15 protein-coding genes are annotated in these 14,502 nt (G+C 73.1%); 8 read left to right on the forward strand and 7 right to left on the reverse strand.

The window, feature by feature from the left end; translation table 11 throughout:
* Positions 1 to 89: 89 nt before the first annotated feature.
* The 4 genes from ACIBAF_RS40010 to ACIBAF_RS40025 all read right to left on the reverse strand — a co-directional run bounded on the left by ACIBAF_RS40010 (position 90) and on the right by ACIBAF_RS40025 (position 4,256).
* Entirely contained in the window at positions 90 to 689 is a 600-nt protein-coding gene (locus ACIBAF_RS40010; RefSeq protein WP_399470096.1) for a PadR family transcriptional regulator, read from the reverse strand.
* A gap of 39 nt (positions 690 to 728) precedes the next feature.
* Entirely contained in the window at positions 729 to 2,744 is a 2,016-nt protein-coding gene (locus tag ACIBAF_RS40015) for an FAD-dependent oxidoreductase (protein ID WP_399470098.1), read from the reverse strand.
* Positions 2,745 to 2,857: 113 nt separating this feature from the next.
* On the reverse strand, positions 2,858 to 3,226 hold the full coding sequence (locus ACIBAF_RS40020; RefSeq protein WP_399470100.1) for a hypothetical protein: 369 nt from the start codon (positions 3,224 to 3,226) through the stop codon (positions 2,858 to 2,860).
* Between the two features lie 127 nt (positions 3,227 to 3,353).
* Positions 3,354 to 4,256: a hypothetical protein gene (locus ACIBAF_RS40025; protein WP_399470102.1), complete on the reverse strand. Its 903-nt coding sequence runs from the start codon at positions 4,254 to 4,256 to the stop codon at positions 3,354 to 3,356.
* A 242-nt stretch (positions 4,257 to 4,498) separates the two neighbouring features.
* On the opposite strand from ACIBAF_RS40025, the gene ACIBAF_RS40030 reads away from it, so the two are divergent.
* On the forward strand, positions 4,499 to 6,565 hold the full coding sequence (locus tag ACIBAF_RS40030) for a SpoIIE family protein phosphatase (RefSeq protein WP_399470104.1): 2,067 nt from the start codon (positions 4,499 to 4,501) through the stop codon (positions 6,563 to 6,565).
* A gap of 120 nt (positions 6,566 to 6,685) precedes the next feature.
* Positions 6,686 to 7,372 (forward strand): hypothetical protein, encoded by a 687-nt coding sequence (locus tag ACIBAF_RS40035; protein WP_399470106.1) that lies wholly within the window; start codon positions 6,686 to 6,688, stop codon positions 7,370 to 7,372.
* On the opposite strand, the gene ACIBAF_RS40040 is transcribed toward ACIBAF_RS40035, so the two are convergent.
* Positions 7,365 to 8,216, reverse strand: coding sequence for a putative protein N(5)-glutamine methyltransferase (locus ACIBAF_RS40040; protein WP_399470108.1), 852 nt, complete (start codon positions 8,214 to 8,216; stop codon positions 7,365 to 7,367). The genes ACIBAF_RS40035 and ACIBAF_RS40040 overlap by 8 nt on opposite strands.
* A 213-nt stretch (positions 8,217 to 8,429) precedes the next feature.
* Between ACIBAF_RS40040 and ACIBAF_RS40045 the strand changes: the two genes are divergently transcribed.
* A complete protein-coding gene (locus ACIBAF_RS40045) occupies positions 8,430 to 8,867 on the forward strand; it encodes a MarR family winged helix-turn-helix transcriptional regulator (RefSeq protein WP_399470110.1) in 438 nt (145 codons plus the stop codon).
* A 15-nt stretch (positions 8,868 to 8,882) separates the two neighbouring features.
* Here ACIBAF_RS40045 and ACIBAF_RS40050 read toward each other — a convergent pair whose 3' ends face one another.
* Together ACIBAF_RS40050 and ACIBAF_RS40055 are read right to left on the reverse strand one after the other, a co-directional pair.
* A complete protein-coding gene (locus ACIBAF_RS40050; RefSeq protein ID WP_399470112.1) occupies positions 8,883 to 9,776 on the reverse strand; it encodes a GNAT family N-acetyltransferase in 894 nt (297 codons plus the stop codon).
* Positions 9,773 to 10,705 (reverse strand): NADP-dependent oxidoreductase, encoded by a 933-nt coding sequence (locus ACIBAF_RS40055; protein ID WP_399470114.1) that lies wholly within the window; start codon positions 10,703 to 10,705, stop codon positions 9,773 to 9,775. The genes ACIBAF_RS40050 and ACIBAF_RS40055 overlap by 4 nt, the downstream gene beginning before the upstream one ends.
* Positions 10,706 to 10,911: 206 nt before the next feature.
* Between ACIBAF_RS40055 and ACIBAF_RS40060 the strand changes: the two genes are divergently transcribed.
* The 5 genes from ACIBAF_RS40060 to ACIBAF_RS40080 all read left to right on the forward strand — a co-directional run bounded on the left by ACIBAF_RS40060 (position 10,912) and on the right by ACIBAF_RS40080 (position 14,452).
* Positions 10,912 to 11,517: a sulfite oxidase-like oxidoreductase gene (locus tag ACIBAF_RS40060; RefSeq protein ID WP_399470116.1), complete on the forward strand. Its 606-nt coding sequence runs from the start codon at positions 10,912 to 10,914 to the stop codon at positions 11,515 to 11,517.
* Positions 11,510 to 12,280, forward strand: a complete 771-nt coding sequence (locus ACIBAF_RS40065) for a ferredoxin reductase (protein WP_399470118.1) — start codon at positions 11,510 to 11,512, stop codon at positions 12,278 to 12,280. Before ACIBAF_RS40060 ends, ACIBAF_RS40065 begins: the two co-directional genes overlap by 8 nt.
* Positions 12,281 to 12,392: 112 nt before the next feature.
* Positions 12,393 to 12,980 carry a hypothetical protein gene (locus ACIBAF_RS40070; protein ID WP_399470196.1) on the forward strand — a complete coding sequence of 196 codons (588 nt, stop codon included), beginning with the start codon at positions 12,393 to 12,395 and terminating at the stop codon, positions 12,978 to 12,980.
* A gap of 87 nt (positions 12,981 to 13,067) precedes the next feature.
* The gene (locus ACIBAF_RS40075) at positions 13,068 to 14,036 is read left to right on the forward strand and encodes an acetylxylan esterase (protein ID WP_399470120.1); all 969 of its coding nucleotides are present in this window, start codon (positions 13,068 to 13,070) and stop codon (positions 14,034 to 14,036) included.
* A gap of 11 nt (positions 14,037 to 14,047) precedes the next feature.
* Positions 14,048 to 14,452, forward strand: coding sequence for a nuclear transport factor 2 family protein (locus ACIBAF_RS40080; protein WP_399470122.1), 405 nt, complete (start codon positions 14,048 to 14,050; stop codon positions 14,450 to 14,452).
* The last annotated feature ends 50 nt before the right edge of the window (positions 14,453 to 14,502 follow it).

Below are 14,502 nucleotides of genomic sequence, written 5' to 3' on the forward strand. Positions count from 1 at the left end.
ACGGAGGAACTCCCACTCCTGATCAGACAGTTCATGGCGACGTATCACACGACCATGATCCACTACTCAAGATCAATTGAAGACACGGCCTAGGGCGTTCCGCCCTGGTACGGGTCCTGTCCCGCTGTCCGGTACGGGTCCTGGTCCGCTGTCTCCTCCGCGGCGGGCAGCTGCTGCAGAGCCTCGGTGAGCCACTGGGTCCAGAAGGTCTCCAGTTCGATGCCCGCACGCAAAACCAGGTGCTGGAGCCTGGCCTGCGCGCTGCCCGGGCCGGGCGGGAAGTCGCGCTTCTCGATCTCCTCGTACTCGGTCAACTGCCGCCGGTGCAGCTCGAGATGGCGGCGCAGGTCGGCCTCCAGGCCCGCGGTGCCGACGACGGCCGCGGCGCGCAGCCGCAGGAGCAGGGCGTCGCGGTGCGGCTTGGGGTCCTGGGCGGCCGCCGTCCACCGCGCGAGTTCGGCGCGGCCCGCGGGCAGGACCTCGTAGGCCTTCTTCTGCCCGCGGGCCGGCTGCTCGGCGGGCAGCGCCCTGATGTGGCCCTCGGCCTCCAGCTTTCCCAGCTCGCGGTAGATCTGCTGGTGCGTCGCCGACCAGAAGTAGCCGATCGACTTGTCGAAGCGGCGGGTCAGATCCAGCCCGGACGAGGGCCTCTCGAGCAGGGCGGTGAGGATCGCGTGCGGGAGTGACATGCGGTCATCCTAGGGACGCGCCCGAACCGGCCCGCGTCCCTACAGCGCCGCCGCCAGCTCGGTGCCCTGCTGGATGGCGCGCTTGGCGTCCAGTTCGGCGGCGACGTCGGCGCCGCCGATGAGGTGCGCGTGGACGCCGGCGGCGATCAGCGCCTCGTACAGGTCCCGGCGCGGGTCCTGGCCGGTGCACAGCACGATGGTGTCGACCTCCAGGACCGTGCTCTGCTCGCCGACGGTGACGTGCAGTCCCGCGTCGTCGATCCGGTCGTAGCGCACGCCCGGGACCATCGTGACGCCGCGGTGCTTGAGCTCGGTGCGGTGGATCCAGCCGGTGGTCTTGCCGAGGCCCGCGCCGACCTTGGTCGTCCTGCGCTGGAGCAGGTGGACGGCGCGCGGCGGAGCGGGGCGCTCGGGGGCGGCGAGACCGCCGGGGGCGCGGTAGTCCAGGTCGACGCCCCACTGGCGGAAGTACGTCGCCGGGTCCTCGCTCGCCTTGTCGCCGCCGTCGGTGAGGAACTCGGCGACGTCGAAGCCGATGCCGCCCGCGCCGAGGATCGCCACGCGGTCGCCGACGGGCGCGCCGTCGCGCAGGACGTCGAGGTAGCCGACGACGCTCGGGTGGTCGACGCCGGGGATGTCGGGGGTGCGGGGGCTGACGCCGGTGGCGACGACGACCTCGTCGTAGGACTCCACGTCGCCTGCCGTCACAGGGGTGTCGAGGCGTACGTCCACGCCGTGCGCGTCGAGCTGGTGGCGGAAGTAGCGCAGCGTCTCGTCGAACTCCTGCTTGCCCGGGACCTTGCGGGCGACGTTGAGCTGGCCGCCGATCTCGCTCGCGGCGTCGAACAACGTCACCGCGTGACCGCGTTCGGCGGCGCTGACGGCGCAGGCGAGGCCCGCCGGGCCCGCGCCCACCACCGCGACGCGCTTGCGCAGCCGGGTCGGGGCGAGGACCAGCTCGGTCTCGTGGCAGGCGCGCGGATTGACCAGGCAGGAGGTGATCTTGCCGCTGAAGGTGTGGTCGAGGCAGGCCTGGTTGCAGCCGATGCAGGTGTTGATGGCCTCGGGACGCCCCTCGGCCGCCTTGTTCACGAACTCCGGGTCGGCGAGCATCGGGCGGGCCATCGACACCATGTCGGCGCAGCCGTCGGCGAGCAGCTCCTCGGCCACTTCGGGGGTGTTGATGCGGTTGGTCATGACGAGCGGGATGTTCACCGCGCCCATCAGCTTCTTCGTCACCCAGGTGTAGGCGCCGCGCGGCACGGACGTGGCGATGGTGGGGATGCGGGCCTCGTGCCAGCCGATGCCGGTGTTGATGATGGTCGCGCCGGCCGCCTCGACGGCCCGGGCGAGGGTGACGACCTCGTCGAGGGTGGAGCCGCCGGGCACCAGGTCGAGCATGGACAGCCGGTAGACGACGATGAAGTCGTCGCCGACCGCCTCGCGCACCCTGCGGACGATCTCGACGGGGAACCGCATCCGGTTCTCGTACGAGCCGCCCCAGCGGTCGGTGCGGTGGTTGGTCTGCGCGGCGATGAACTCGTTGATGAGATAGCCCTCGGAACCCATGATCTCGACGCCGTCGTAGCCGGCCTGCCGGGCGAGGCGGGCGGCGCGGGCGTAGTCGTCGATGGTCCGCTCGACGTCGGCGTCGGTGAGCTCGCGGGGCGGGAAGGGGCTGATGGGGGCCTGGAGGGGGCTCGGGGCGACGAGGTCCCGGTGGTAGGCGTAGCGGCCGAAGTGCAGGATCTGCATCGCGATGCGGCCGCCCTCGCGGTGCACGGCGTCGGTGATCTGCCGGTGCTGGTCGGCCTCCGCGTCCGTGGTGAGCTTGGCGCCGCCTTCGTACGGCCGGCCCTCGTCGTTGGGGGCGATGCCGCCGGTGACGATCAGGCCCACTCCCCCTCGGGCGCGGGCGGCGTAGAACGCGGCCATGCGTTCGAAGCCGCGCTCGGCCTCCTCCAGGCCGACGTGCATCGAGCCCATCAGGACGCGGTTGGGCAGCGTGGTGAAGCCCAGGTCGAGCGGGCTCAGCAGGTGTGGGTAACGGCTCATGGCAGGGCAGGCCTCCGTGCGCGGCGGTAGTCCCTCCAGTTCTAGAGGACCGCACACGGTTTATGCAACTAGTTGCACAATGGGCCCCGGGTCATGTGCCGCAGGTCACCGCCTCACCGGCTTTCGAGCAGTACGTGCAGCTCCCGCTCCTGGTCTCCGGAGGCCGAGGAGAGGTCGCGTACCGCGAACACCGAGTCCAGCGTCGAACGGAGCCGCTCGATCGCCCAGTAGCTGCCCTGCGCGTCGGCCTCGACGGAGGACGAGAGCCTGGCCGGGCGGGCGCAGTCGTGCGCTTCGGTGACCTCGAAGGTTCCGAGCCACACCATCGGGCGGGTCTCGTGCAGTTGCTGCGGCGCCTCGTCGGCGCCGCGGTCCGACTCGAAGCACGCGTTGAGCGTGTCGAACACGATCCGGGCGTCCTCCTTGTTGCAGCCGCTGATCTCGACGGAGACGGACTCCTCGTGCGATCGTTCGCGATCCATCGTGATCGCTCCTCTCGTGGCGGTGGCGCGGCAGTGCGGGTTCCCCGCGAACCGCGCCACATCCCCAGAAAAGCACCACTTTCCGAGCGGGACCAGCGACGGCAGCCGCCGCCACCGCCCGCCGGGCTCAGCTCCGCGTGAAGCGGTACGTCTTGCTGTCGGTCAGCACGCAGAAGCCGGGCGAGACGACGATCACCCGCAGGGTGCCGCTGCGGCGGTCGTAGTCGACGCCCTCCGCCTCGAACGTGCCGGAGCAGGAGCTGCGCAGCGGGAGCTGGCGCAGGGCGGTCACATGACCGGTGACGTCGGCGGTGCCGTTCGGCTCGGCGGACAGGTCGATCCGCAGGAGGGGCTTGGTGATGCCGAAGAGGGCGCCGGCCGGGTCGTCGGAGGAGCACAGCAGGGTGGTCGGGCCGGTGAAGTCGCAGCCCTGGACGTCGCGTACGGCGTGGTCGAGGCGGACGGTCGACACCTGGGGCAGGTTCGCCGAGGGCGAGGCGGCGGCGTTGGCGCCGGGCGTCGGAAAGACCAGGAACCGGGTCATGGTGCCCCACTCGCCCGACAGCATCCACTTGCTGTCCGGGGTGATCGCCACCCAGGAGTTGTTGAGGGCCTCGCCCGAGCCGAGCGCGTGCACGTACTCCGACCAGGCGCCGCCCGGGGCCTGCACCCGGTACATCTTCGAGGCGCCCGAGTCGCTCTGGTAGGGCTCGACGTAGTAGCCGTCGTAGGAGGCGTCCGGGTCGCCGACGTGGTTCCAGCCCCGGGTGGAGACGGAGAGCGGGATGGTGCCGATGCCGGTGTAGCGGTTGGCGCTGTTCGCCGGGGTCTCGACCGACGCCAGGCCCTGACTCTCGGTCAGCGGGTCGGCCCGGTCGGAGCCGACCTCGGTCCAGGTGTCGGCGGCCGCGGCGGGCGGGGCCGCGGAGAGGGCGGTGACCGTGGCGACGGCCAGCGCGAGGAAGGCGGCGCGGGCGGTGCGGGCGGTCCCGGACAGGGGACGGCACAGGCGGGCAGGGCGCAGGGGCATGGGTCTCCTCGGCAAGGGGGGTGGGGCGCGCTCGGCGGACAGTCTGGCCCGGCAATGTGGTCATGTACAGACCAATGCGATGGACAGGTGCGGACCCTGAGGAGAACGGCGCGCGAAGCCGTACTGGAGGAGCATGGGGAAGGGCCCTCAAGGCGTGGGAGAAAAGGGTTGAGCGCGGTAGAACAGGGGGAGTCGGCACGGGGGACGACGTGCCGCGTCGATGTCCGGAGGCGGTGCGTGGCATGAGTGCAGGCGGATCGTCCGCGGCTGAGGGTGGCGGCCCGACCGGCCCCAGCGGGCTGCTGGACGTGCTGAACGTGGCCTCGGTGGTACTCGACACCGAAGGCCGAATCGCGCTGTGGAGTCCCCAGGCCGAAGAGCTGTTCGGCTACTCGGCGAAGGAGGCGCTGGGACGGTTCGCGGCCCGGGTGATGGTCCACGAGCAGCACGTCGACCTGGTGGTGAAACTGTTCGCGGACGTCATGGCCACCGGCCGGAGCTGGGCGGGTGCGTTCCCCATCCGACGCAAGGACGGCACCACCCGGTTGGTGGAGTTCCGCAACATGCGGCTCATGGACGACCGGGGCGACGTGTACGCCCTGGGCCTCGCCGCCGACCGCACGACGGTGCGCCGGCTGGAGCGGGACGTGGCCCTGTCCACGCGGATGGTCGAGCAGTCCCCCAACGGCCTCGCCGTTCTGGACACCGACCTGCGGTACGTCTCGGTCAACTCCGCGATGGAACGGATCAACGGTGTGCCCGTCGAGGAACATCTCGGGCGGACCGTCGGCGAGGTGCTGCCCCGGGTGGACGCGGACCTCCTGGAGTCCGCGGCCCGCCAGGTGCTGCGGACCGGGAAGCCGCTCGTCGACCGGTTCACGGTCGGCCGCACCCCCGCCGACCCCGACCAGGACCACGCCTGGTCGGTCTCCTTGTACCGCCTGGAGGACGCCCGCGGCACCGTGCTGGGCGTGGCCGCCTCGGTCGTCGACGTCACCGACCGGCACCGGGCGGCCGTCGAGGCGGAGACGGCGCGCCGCCGGCTGGCGCTGATCGCGGACGCCTCGGCCCGGATCGGCACCACGCTGGACCTGGAGCGCACCGCCCGCGAACTGGCCGACGTGGCGGTGCCGGAACTGGCGGACGTGGCAGCGGTGGAACTGCTCGACGCCGTGGTGGCGGGCCGGCGCAGCAGCCTCGGCCCCGCGGAGGACGCGGTGATCCGCGCCCTGGCGGTCCGGGTGTACAACGCACCCGACGCCCTGCAGGCCTCCGACCCACCCGGCCAGGTCGCCCGCTACGGGCCGCAGCGGCTCATCACGGAGTGCGTGCGCACCGGCCAACCGGTCATGGTCGCGCAGGTCAAGGACGAGGACCTCGCGCGCATCGCCCGCTCCCCCGAGTCGGCCGAGCTGCTGGCCCGGGCGGGCGTCCACTCCTATCTGGCGGTGCCGCTCATAGCGCGGGGCGAGGTGCTCGGCGCCCTCGACCTGAAGCGGATCCACCATCCGCTCCCCTTCGGCCGGGACGACCTGCTGCTCGCCCGGGAACTGGCCGCGCGCGCCGCCGTGCAGATCGACAACGCCCGCTGGTACCAGAACGCCCGCACCACCGCGCTCACCCTCCAGCGCAGCCTGCTGCCGAGTCATCCGGCCGTCACCGGCGGCCTGGAGGTCGCCTCCCGCTACCAGCCGGCCGGGGCCACCACCGAGGTCGGCGGCGACTGGTTCGACGTCATCCCGCTGCCGGACGGCAAGACGGCGCTCGTCGTCGGCGACGTGATGGGCAGCGGCATCGACGCCGCCGCGACGATGGGCCGGCTGCGCACCGCGACGACCACGCTGGCCTCCCTCGACCTGGACCCGGCGGTCCTGCTGGAGCACCTCGACCGGATCACCCAGGGCCTGGACCACTCCATCGCCACCTGCGTGTACGCCGTCCACGACCCTCGGCTGGGGCAGTGCCGGATCGCCAACGCCGGGCATCTGCCGCCCGCCCGGGTGCGGCCGGGCCGGCCGCCGGAGCTGCTCGACCTGCCCACCGGCGCGCCGCTCGGCGTGGGCGGGGTGGCGTTCTCCACGACCGACGTCGACTTCGCGCCCGGCGACCAGCTGGTGCTGTACACGGACGGGCTCGTCGAGACCCGCGTGCACTCCCTCGACGAGCGCCTGGAGGCGCTGCTGGAGCTGCTCGACGACCCCGCGCGCCCCCTGGAGGAGCTGTGCGACCTGCTGCTGAGCGCGTTGCACCACCCCGACAACCACGACGACGTGGCGCTGCTGGTGGCACGGGCACGGCCCACCGCCTGAGCCAGGTCCCTTCGCCCCGATTCACAGGCTTGTGTTACCTGTTCCTTACCGGGTTCCTCGGACAATCACAGTGAGGCGTGGCAGTGGTGCCGCCGTCGTGGCCGAGGAGAGTGAGCCGTGATGCAGGAGCCGCAAGGGCCGGAAGGTCCGCACGAGGTCGAACTGCTGTCGGGACCGGTCGACGAGGAACGGGAACGCGCCCATCTGCGCGCCCTGTGGCAGCGGCGGTCCGCCCGCGGACGGGCGGTGATCGCGGCCACGACCGTCGCCGTACTGGCGCTCGGCGGCACCGTCGCCTACGCGGCGACGAACGGCTCGGACGGCGGCTCACCCTCCGCGTCGCCGTCCGCGTCCTCCTCCGAGGGCCCCGGCGGACGGCACGGTCACGGCGGCCCGTGGTTCGGCATGGGCGGCGACGCGGTGCACGGTGAGGCGACCGTCAAGGACCCCGACACCGGCAAGTGGGTCGTCCGCGTGTGGCAGCGAGGGACGGTGGAGAAGGTGAACGACGACCGCGTCACCGTCAGGAGCGAGGACGGCGCCTCATGGACGTGGACGGTGCCTTCGGACACCTCCGTCCGGTCCGACGGCGGCTCCGGCTCCGGGGCCGGCGCGCTGAAGAAGGGCGACACGGTGTACGTCGTCGGGTCCCGTTCCGGCGACGCCAACACGGCCGAGCGCGTCCTGTCGGGCGCCTTCGACGACCACGGCCCGGGCGACCGGCGCGGCGGCTTCCCGGGCCACGGCCCGTGGGACCGCGGGAACGACCGCTCCCCCAGCCCCACGGGCAGCGGCGCCGCTACCTGACCCTGGCGCCGACGACCACGTGGGCGTACAGCTCCTCGTCGCGCGCCAGACGCACCGCCAGGCCGGCGTCGGTGAACGCCTCGACGGCGGCCGGGGCCTGACGCTCACTGGTCTCGACCAGGAGGCAGCCGCCGGGGGCGAGCCAGTGCGGCGCCTCGGCGGCCACCCGGCGCAGCACGTCCAGCCCGTCGCCGCCGCCGTCGAGTGCGGTGAGCGGCTCGTGCTCGCGGGCCTCCGCCGGCAGCAGCGGGACCTCGCCGGTGGGGACGTACGGCACGTTGGCGGCCAGGATGTCGACCCGGCCGCGGAGTCGGGCGGGCAGCGCCTCGAACAGGTCGCCGGTGTAGGCGTGTCCGCCGTGACCGGCGATGTTGCGCCGCGCACAGCGCACGGCCGCCGGGTCGATGTCCGCGGCGTGCAGCTCGACTTGGTTCAGGGAGGCGGCGAGGGCGGCGCCGACCGCGCCCGAGCCGCAGCACAGGTCGACGACGACGCAGGCGTGCGGCGCCGCGGCGAGGGCCTGGTCGACGAGGAACTCGGTGCGGCGGCGGGGCACGAAGACACCCGGCTCGACGGTGATGCGCAGACCGTGGAACTCGGCCCAGCCGACGACGTGTTCGAGGGGCAGACCCGCGGCGCGGCGCTCCGCCATGGCGGCGGCCTCCTGCGGAGTCCGGGCCGCGGTGAGGATCAACTGAGCCTCGTCCTCGGCGAAAACGCACCCAGCTGCCCGTAGAACGGCGACGAGGCCGTCACGGACCGAGGAAGAGGACGCCGACTGACGCACTGAAGGAGAGGCCGAAGAAGAAGAGGATGGAGAAGGGGAGGAAAAAGGGGAGGGCATGGAGCCGAGAAGCCTTTCGGAAGCCGAAGGGCGCTCGTGGTCGCCTACGGGCGGCGGTCCACGCCGACACGAGGTGAGAGCACCCGACCTGACACCGCGGTAATGGGTCTCACCTCCTCGGCCTCGCACGACTGGGAGCCTCCGCAGCCGGACGGCCACCCTACCCCAACGCCTCCGGTTGTACTATGCAACCAGGCAGGCGAGGGAGTTCCAGTGGAAGCAGCCGAGGCCGTGGAGACGATCCAGCGGGAGATGACGGTCTTCGCCCGGCGGGCCCGGGCCTCGGCGGGCCGGCTGCACCCGGAGCTGTCGCTGGTGTCGTACACGCTCCTCGGCCACCTGGAGGAGAGCGGCGGCTGCCGGGCCACCGACCTCGCCGCGCACTACGCCCTGGACAAGTCCACGGTGAGCCGTCAGGTCGCCGCCCTGGAGCGCGCCGCCCTGATCGAACGGCGCCAGGACCCCGAGGACCACCGCGTCCAGGTCCTCCACCTCACCGACGCCGGCCGCCACATCCTCGCCCGGGTCACCGAAAGCCGCCGCACCGCCTTCCGTGAACGTCTGGCGCAGTGGCCGCCGGAGGATCTGGCCCGCTTCGCGGAGTACCTGACGCGGTACAACGCATGGGCCGGTCCCGCCGAAGGCCCCTGACCGTTTCCCACCCGGCTACGCCACCGGCACCGCCTCCCGCTCCTCCCCCAGCCGCTCCGGCACCCGTGCTGCCAGGAACTGCGTGGTGCGGCGCAGGCGAAAGCCCAGGGACTCGTAGAGGCGGATGGCGTTCGCGTTGCCGGCGCCGGTGTGCAGGAAGGGGGTTTCGCCGCGTTCGCGGATGCCGTGGGCGACGGCGAGGATCAGACGGGTCGCCAGGCCCTGGCCACGGAAGGCCGGGTCGGTGCAGACCGCGCTGATCTCGGTATAGCCCGGCGGATGCAGACGCTCACCGGCGACGGCGATCAGGGCGCCGTCCCGGCGGATGCCCAGGTAGGCGCCGAGTTCGATGGTGCGGGGCTCGAACGGGCCGGGCCGGGTGCGGGCGACCAGGTCGAGGATCTCGGGTACGTCGGCGGGTCCGAGGCGGATCGCCTCCGGGTCGGGCGCGGCGGCCAGGCCGTAGTCGACGAGCTGCACGCCCTCGCCCTGGAAGGTGATCTCCCAGTCGGCCGGTACCTCGCCCCGGAAGCCGAGCAGCGGGACCTCCGCGCCGGGACCGGCGAGCGCGGCGAGGTCCGCCCAGTCGTCGGCGTCCGGGTCGTCCGGCAGCGCCAGCCAGGGCGACACGTCGACCGGGTAGCGCAGGATGCGCCCCCGCCGCTCGGCGAACCGGGCGTGTGGGCCGGTGAGGGAGGCGAGCGCGGGATGGTCGAGGACGTGCCTGCTCTCGGCGCTCTCCAGGCCGCGCGGGTGACGGGGTTCGGCGCCGTGCCGGGAGAGGACGGGCGGGAGGTCCGGGCTGTGCGCGGCCTCGGCCGCCTGTGTCTGCGCGCGGTCCGCGTCCGGGGCGTCGCGTGGCTCGTCGCCGCCCGGGCCCGGGAGGCGCGGGGGCTCGGGGACGGTCATATGGCCGCTCCGATCTCGAGGACGACCTTGCCGCGGGCGTGGCCGTTCTCGACCTCGCGCAGGGCCTCGCCCGCCCGTTCCAGCGGGAGGGTCAGGGTGACGTGCGGGTTCAGCGCGCCGCGGACGACGAGGTCCGCCACCGTCTGCAGGACGGCCGCGTTGCGGGCGCGCGCCACACGAGCCCCGCCGAGCTGCTCGACCTCCTCGGCCGGGGCGCCGGCGGTGATCAGGCGGGAGCGGTCCCGCACCAGGCCGGCCGCCTCGTGGAGCACGTCGCCGCCGACGAGGTCGTAGACGCCGTCGACGCCGTCCGGGGCGGCCGACCGCACGGCGTCGGCCCAGCCCTCCCCGGACGGGACGTGCACGGCGCCCAGCGACTCCAGGAAGTCCTTCTTTCCCTCGCTCGCGACGCCCACGACCCGCAGTCCGAGGGCGCGGGCGATCTGCACGGCGGCGGCCCCGACTCCGCCGCCCGCGCCGGTGACCAGCAGGGTCGCCCCGGCAGGCAGGCCGAGCTGGTGGACGCCGTCGTAGGCGGTCGCGGCGGCCACGGGGAGGGTGGCCGCGTCGGTGAAGGACAGCTCGGCGGGCTTGTGCGCGGTGATGCCGGCGGCCAGCAGCGCGTACTCGGCGTACGCGCCCGCGACGGCGGCGCCGAACACCTCGTCGCCGGGCGCGAACCCGGTGACGCCCTCGCCGGTCTCCTCGACGACGCCGGCCGCCTCGTTGCCCAGGACCGAGGGGAACACACGCTCACCCGTCTCGCCGGGGCGCCGGTAGCCCGTGCGCTGCTTCCAGTCCACGGGGTTCACTCCCGCCGCCCGCACCGCGACGAGCACCTCGCCGGGCCCGGGCCGGGGCCGGTCCAGGTCGACGAGCGCCTCGTTCTCCGGGCCGCCGTACCGGGTGAAGACGTACGCCTTCGGCATTGCTCCCACTCTCCTTCGCCGGTGCCGGACCGCTGGGCCGCTGATCCGGAACGACACGTTCAAGAGCGGGGAGAGGAGCGGCTATTCCCGGCCGTCGGGAGTGTTCATACGGGCTTAACGATCGCGGGCGGACCCGGTGCGGAGCACTCCTGACTTGCACGTACGGTTGACTGCGTGAGCAACCGCCGCCCTCCCGCTGGAACCGTATGAACGTCACCCGAGGCTTCGCCGGACGTCCCCGCGTCCACAATCCGGGGCTGCCCCCCGGCCAGTACGACGCGGGCGACGACTGGCCCGTGCTGTCCGCCGAGGTCACCCCCGATCTCGCGCCCGCCGACTGGACCTTCCGCGTGGACGGGCTGGTGGCGGCGCCCCGCACCTGGGACTGGGACGAGGCGCACACGCTGCCGCAGTCCGCGTACGAGGGCGACATCCACTGCGTGACCAGCTGGTCGAAGTTCGGCGTGCGGTTCGCGGGCGTGTCCCTGGACGCGTTCCTGGCGGCCGTCCGGCCCGCCGCGTCGGCGACCCACGCCGTCGCCTACTCGCACACCGGGTACACCGCGAACCTCCCCCTGTCCGACCTCACCGGCGGCCGGGCCTGGATCGCCTGGGAGTACGACGGGAAGCCCCTCGCGGCCGAGCACGGCGGTCCGGCGCGGCTGCTGGTGCCGCACCTGTACTTCTGGAAGAGCGCCAAGTGGATCGCGGGCCTGCGCCTCCTCGACCACGACGAGCCGGGCTTCTGGGAACAGAACGGCTACCACGCGCGGGGCAACCCCTGGCAGGAGCAGAGGTACTCCGGTGACTGAGACGTTCACCGCCCCTGCCTTCACGCCCCCGACGCGGTTCGCCGTGCCGGGCCGGATCGCCGTGAGCAACCGGGACGCCGCCGTGTGGCAGACGGCCACGCTCACCGAGATCCGCCGCGAGACCCCGTGGGCGGCCACCTTCCGGTTCGCGGCGCCGGCGTGGGCGGGGCACCTGCCCGGCCAGCACCTGATGCTGCGGCTCACGGCCGACGACGGCTACACCGCCCAGCGGCACTACTCGATCGCCTCCGCGCCCGACGACGACGGACACATCGAGCTGACCCTGGACCACGTGGACGGCGGCGAGGTCTCGGGCTGGTTCCACACCGTCGCCGAGCCGGGCGACGAGGTCGAGGTGCGCGGCCCGCTCAGCGGCTTCTTCGCCTGGCCCGGCGACCGGCCCGCGCTGCTGATCGGCGCCGGCTCCGGGGTCGTCCCGCTGATGTCGATGGTCCGCCACCACCGGGCCCGCGGCCTCGACGTGCCGCTGCGGCTGCTGGTGTCCGCGCGCGGCCCCGAGGAACTGATCTACGCGCGCGAGTACGGCGCGGAGACGACGCCCGTGTTCACCCGGAGTGCGCCGACGGGCGTGCCGGTGGGCCGGCTCACCGCCGAGCACGTGGCTCCGCTGCTCGCGAAGGCGCCGGAGGGCGGCTGGGAGGCGTACGTGTGCGGTTCGAACGGGTTCGCCGAGCACGCCTCGCGGCTGCTGGTGGAGGCCGGGCAGCCGGTGGACCGCGTCCGCATCGAACGCTTCGGCTGACACCCTCCCTGCCTTCCAGGGAGCCGTCGTGAACGATGCGTGAAACGATGTACTCCGAACGGAGTACGACACTCATGTGGGCACTCGTACGCGTGACGGCGAGGAGGTCGACATGCGAACCCGGGTGCGTGGCTGGCGCTGGCGGAGCAATCCGCTGCGGCGCCGGTCGGACATCGTGGAGGCGTGGACGGCGCTGGCCGTCGCCGTGCTGCTGCTGGTCGCCGTGCCGCTGGCCGGGGTGCTCGTCGGCCGGTGGGCCCATGACGACGCCCAGGCGGCCGCGGACCGGCAGCGGACCGAACGTCATCGGGTGCGGGCCGAGGTCGTGGGCCGTCCGCCCGATGCCGTGCCCTCGGTGGAGGGCGGCAGCCGGCAGACGGTCCGGGTGACGGTGCGCTGGACGCCGCCCGGCGAACACGCGCGCACGGCCGCCGCCCGGGTTCCGGTGGGCACACGCCACGGCGATGTGGTGGAGGTGTGGTTCGACGACCGGGGGCGGAGCGTCGCGCCGCCGCCGAACGACACGATGGTGTGGCAGCACGCCCTCACGATGGGCACGTGCGCGGCGGGCGGCACGGCCGCCGCGGTGCTGCTCGGGCACGCCGTGGTCCGCCGGGCGGCGATGCGTCACCGGCTGGGCGAGTGGGAGCGGGAGTGGACCCGCACCGAGCCGCAGTGGACCCGTCGCAGGCCCGCCTGAAGCGTCCGGCGAGGGTCTGGCGAGGCCTCCCGTCGCCCACGTACGGTGGATGTATTCGTACGGGCACTTAACAAAAGGCGGTCCTTCATGCCCCTGTTCGACCTGTCCCTCGAGGAGCTCCACGAGTACCGCAGCGCATCCATCGAGCCCGAGGACTTCGACGCGTTCTGGTCCAAGACCCTCCAGGAAGCCCGCGATCACGACCTGGACGCCCGTTTCGAGCCGGTCGGCACGGGCCTGACCACCGTGCAGGTCTTCGACGTGACGTTCGCCGGGTTCGGCGGCCACCCCGTGAAGGGCTGGCTGATGCTGCCCGCCGGGGCCGAGGAACCGCTGCCGCTGGTCGTGGAGTTCGTCGGCTACGGCGGCGGACGCGGTCTGCCGCACGAGCACCTGCTGTGGGCGTCGACGGGCCGCGCGTACTTCATCATGGACACCCGTGGCCAGGGCAGCGCGTGGGGCGGCGGGGGCGGCACCGCGGACCCGGTGGGCAGCGCGCCCGCCTATCCCGGTTACATGACCCAGGGCATCGACGCCCCCGAGAACTACTACTACCGCCGGGTGATCACGGACGCGGTGCGCGCGATCGAGGCGGCCCGTTCCCACCCGCTCACCGACGCCTCGCGGACCGTGGCGACCGGCGGGAGCCAGGGCGGCGGCCTCTCGATCGCCGTCGGCGGACTCCTGCCCGACCTGGCGGCGATCGCCCCGGACGTGCCGTTCCTGTGCGACTTCCCGCGCGCCACGGTCCTGACGGACCGTCATCCGTACCGTGAGATCGGCCTGTTCCTCAAGACGCACCGCGGTCGCACCCAGGACACCCTGCGCACGCTGGCGTACTTCGACGGCGTGCACTTCGCGTCCCGCGCCTCGGCTCCCACCCTGTTCTCGGCGGGCCTGGAGGACCAGACCTGCCCGCCGTCGACCGTGTTCGCCGCCTTCAACGCCTGGGCGCACGAGGACAAGACGATCGAGGTGTACGACTTCAACGACCACGAGGGCGGCGGCCCCCACCACGAGACGGCCAAGCTGCGCTGGCTGCGCTCGTACGCCTGAGCGGCCGGCCGGTGGAGACGCGTGCCGCCGCCGAACGGTTCACAGGGGTGTGGGAGCGGGCCTGGGCGGCGCACGACGTGGACGCGCTGCTGGAGCTGTACGCCGAGGCCTGCGTCCACCGCTCGATGCCGTTCCGTGAGCCGCACCGGGGGCGGGGCGAGTTGGCGGCGTACCTGCGCTGGTCGTTCGCGGCGGAGCGGGTGGTCGACGTGCGGTTCTCGCCGCCGGTGGTCGGTGACGACGGTGTCGCGGTGGCCGAGTTCCGGGTGCTGTCCGAGGAGGACGGGGCGGCCGTCACACTGGCCGGCTGCGTCTTCGTCCGGTTCGACGACGACGGGCTGGCGGTCGAGACGCGGGACTACTGGCATACGGCCGAGGGGCGCCAGGAACCGACGGGGCGTCCTTTTCTGCTGTGACCTCATCGGGCGGCTTCCCTCCAGTCCGACCGGTCAGTACGTTCGAAGGG

Source organism: Streptomyces sp. NPDC051677 (assembly GCF_044453465.1).
In the GTDB taxonomy this organism is placed as follows: Bacteria; Actinomycetota; Actinomycetes; order Streptomycetales; family Streptomycetaceae; genus Streptomyces.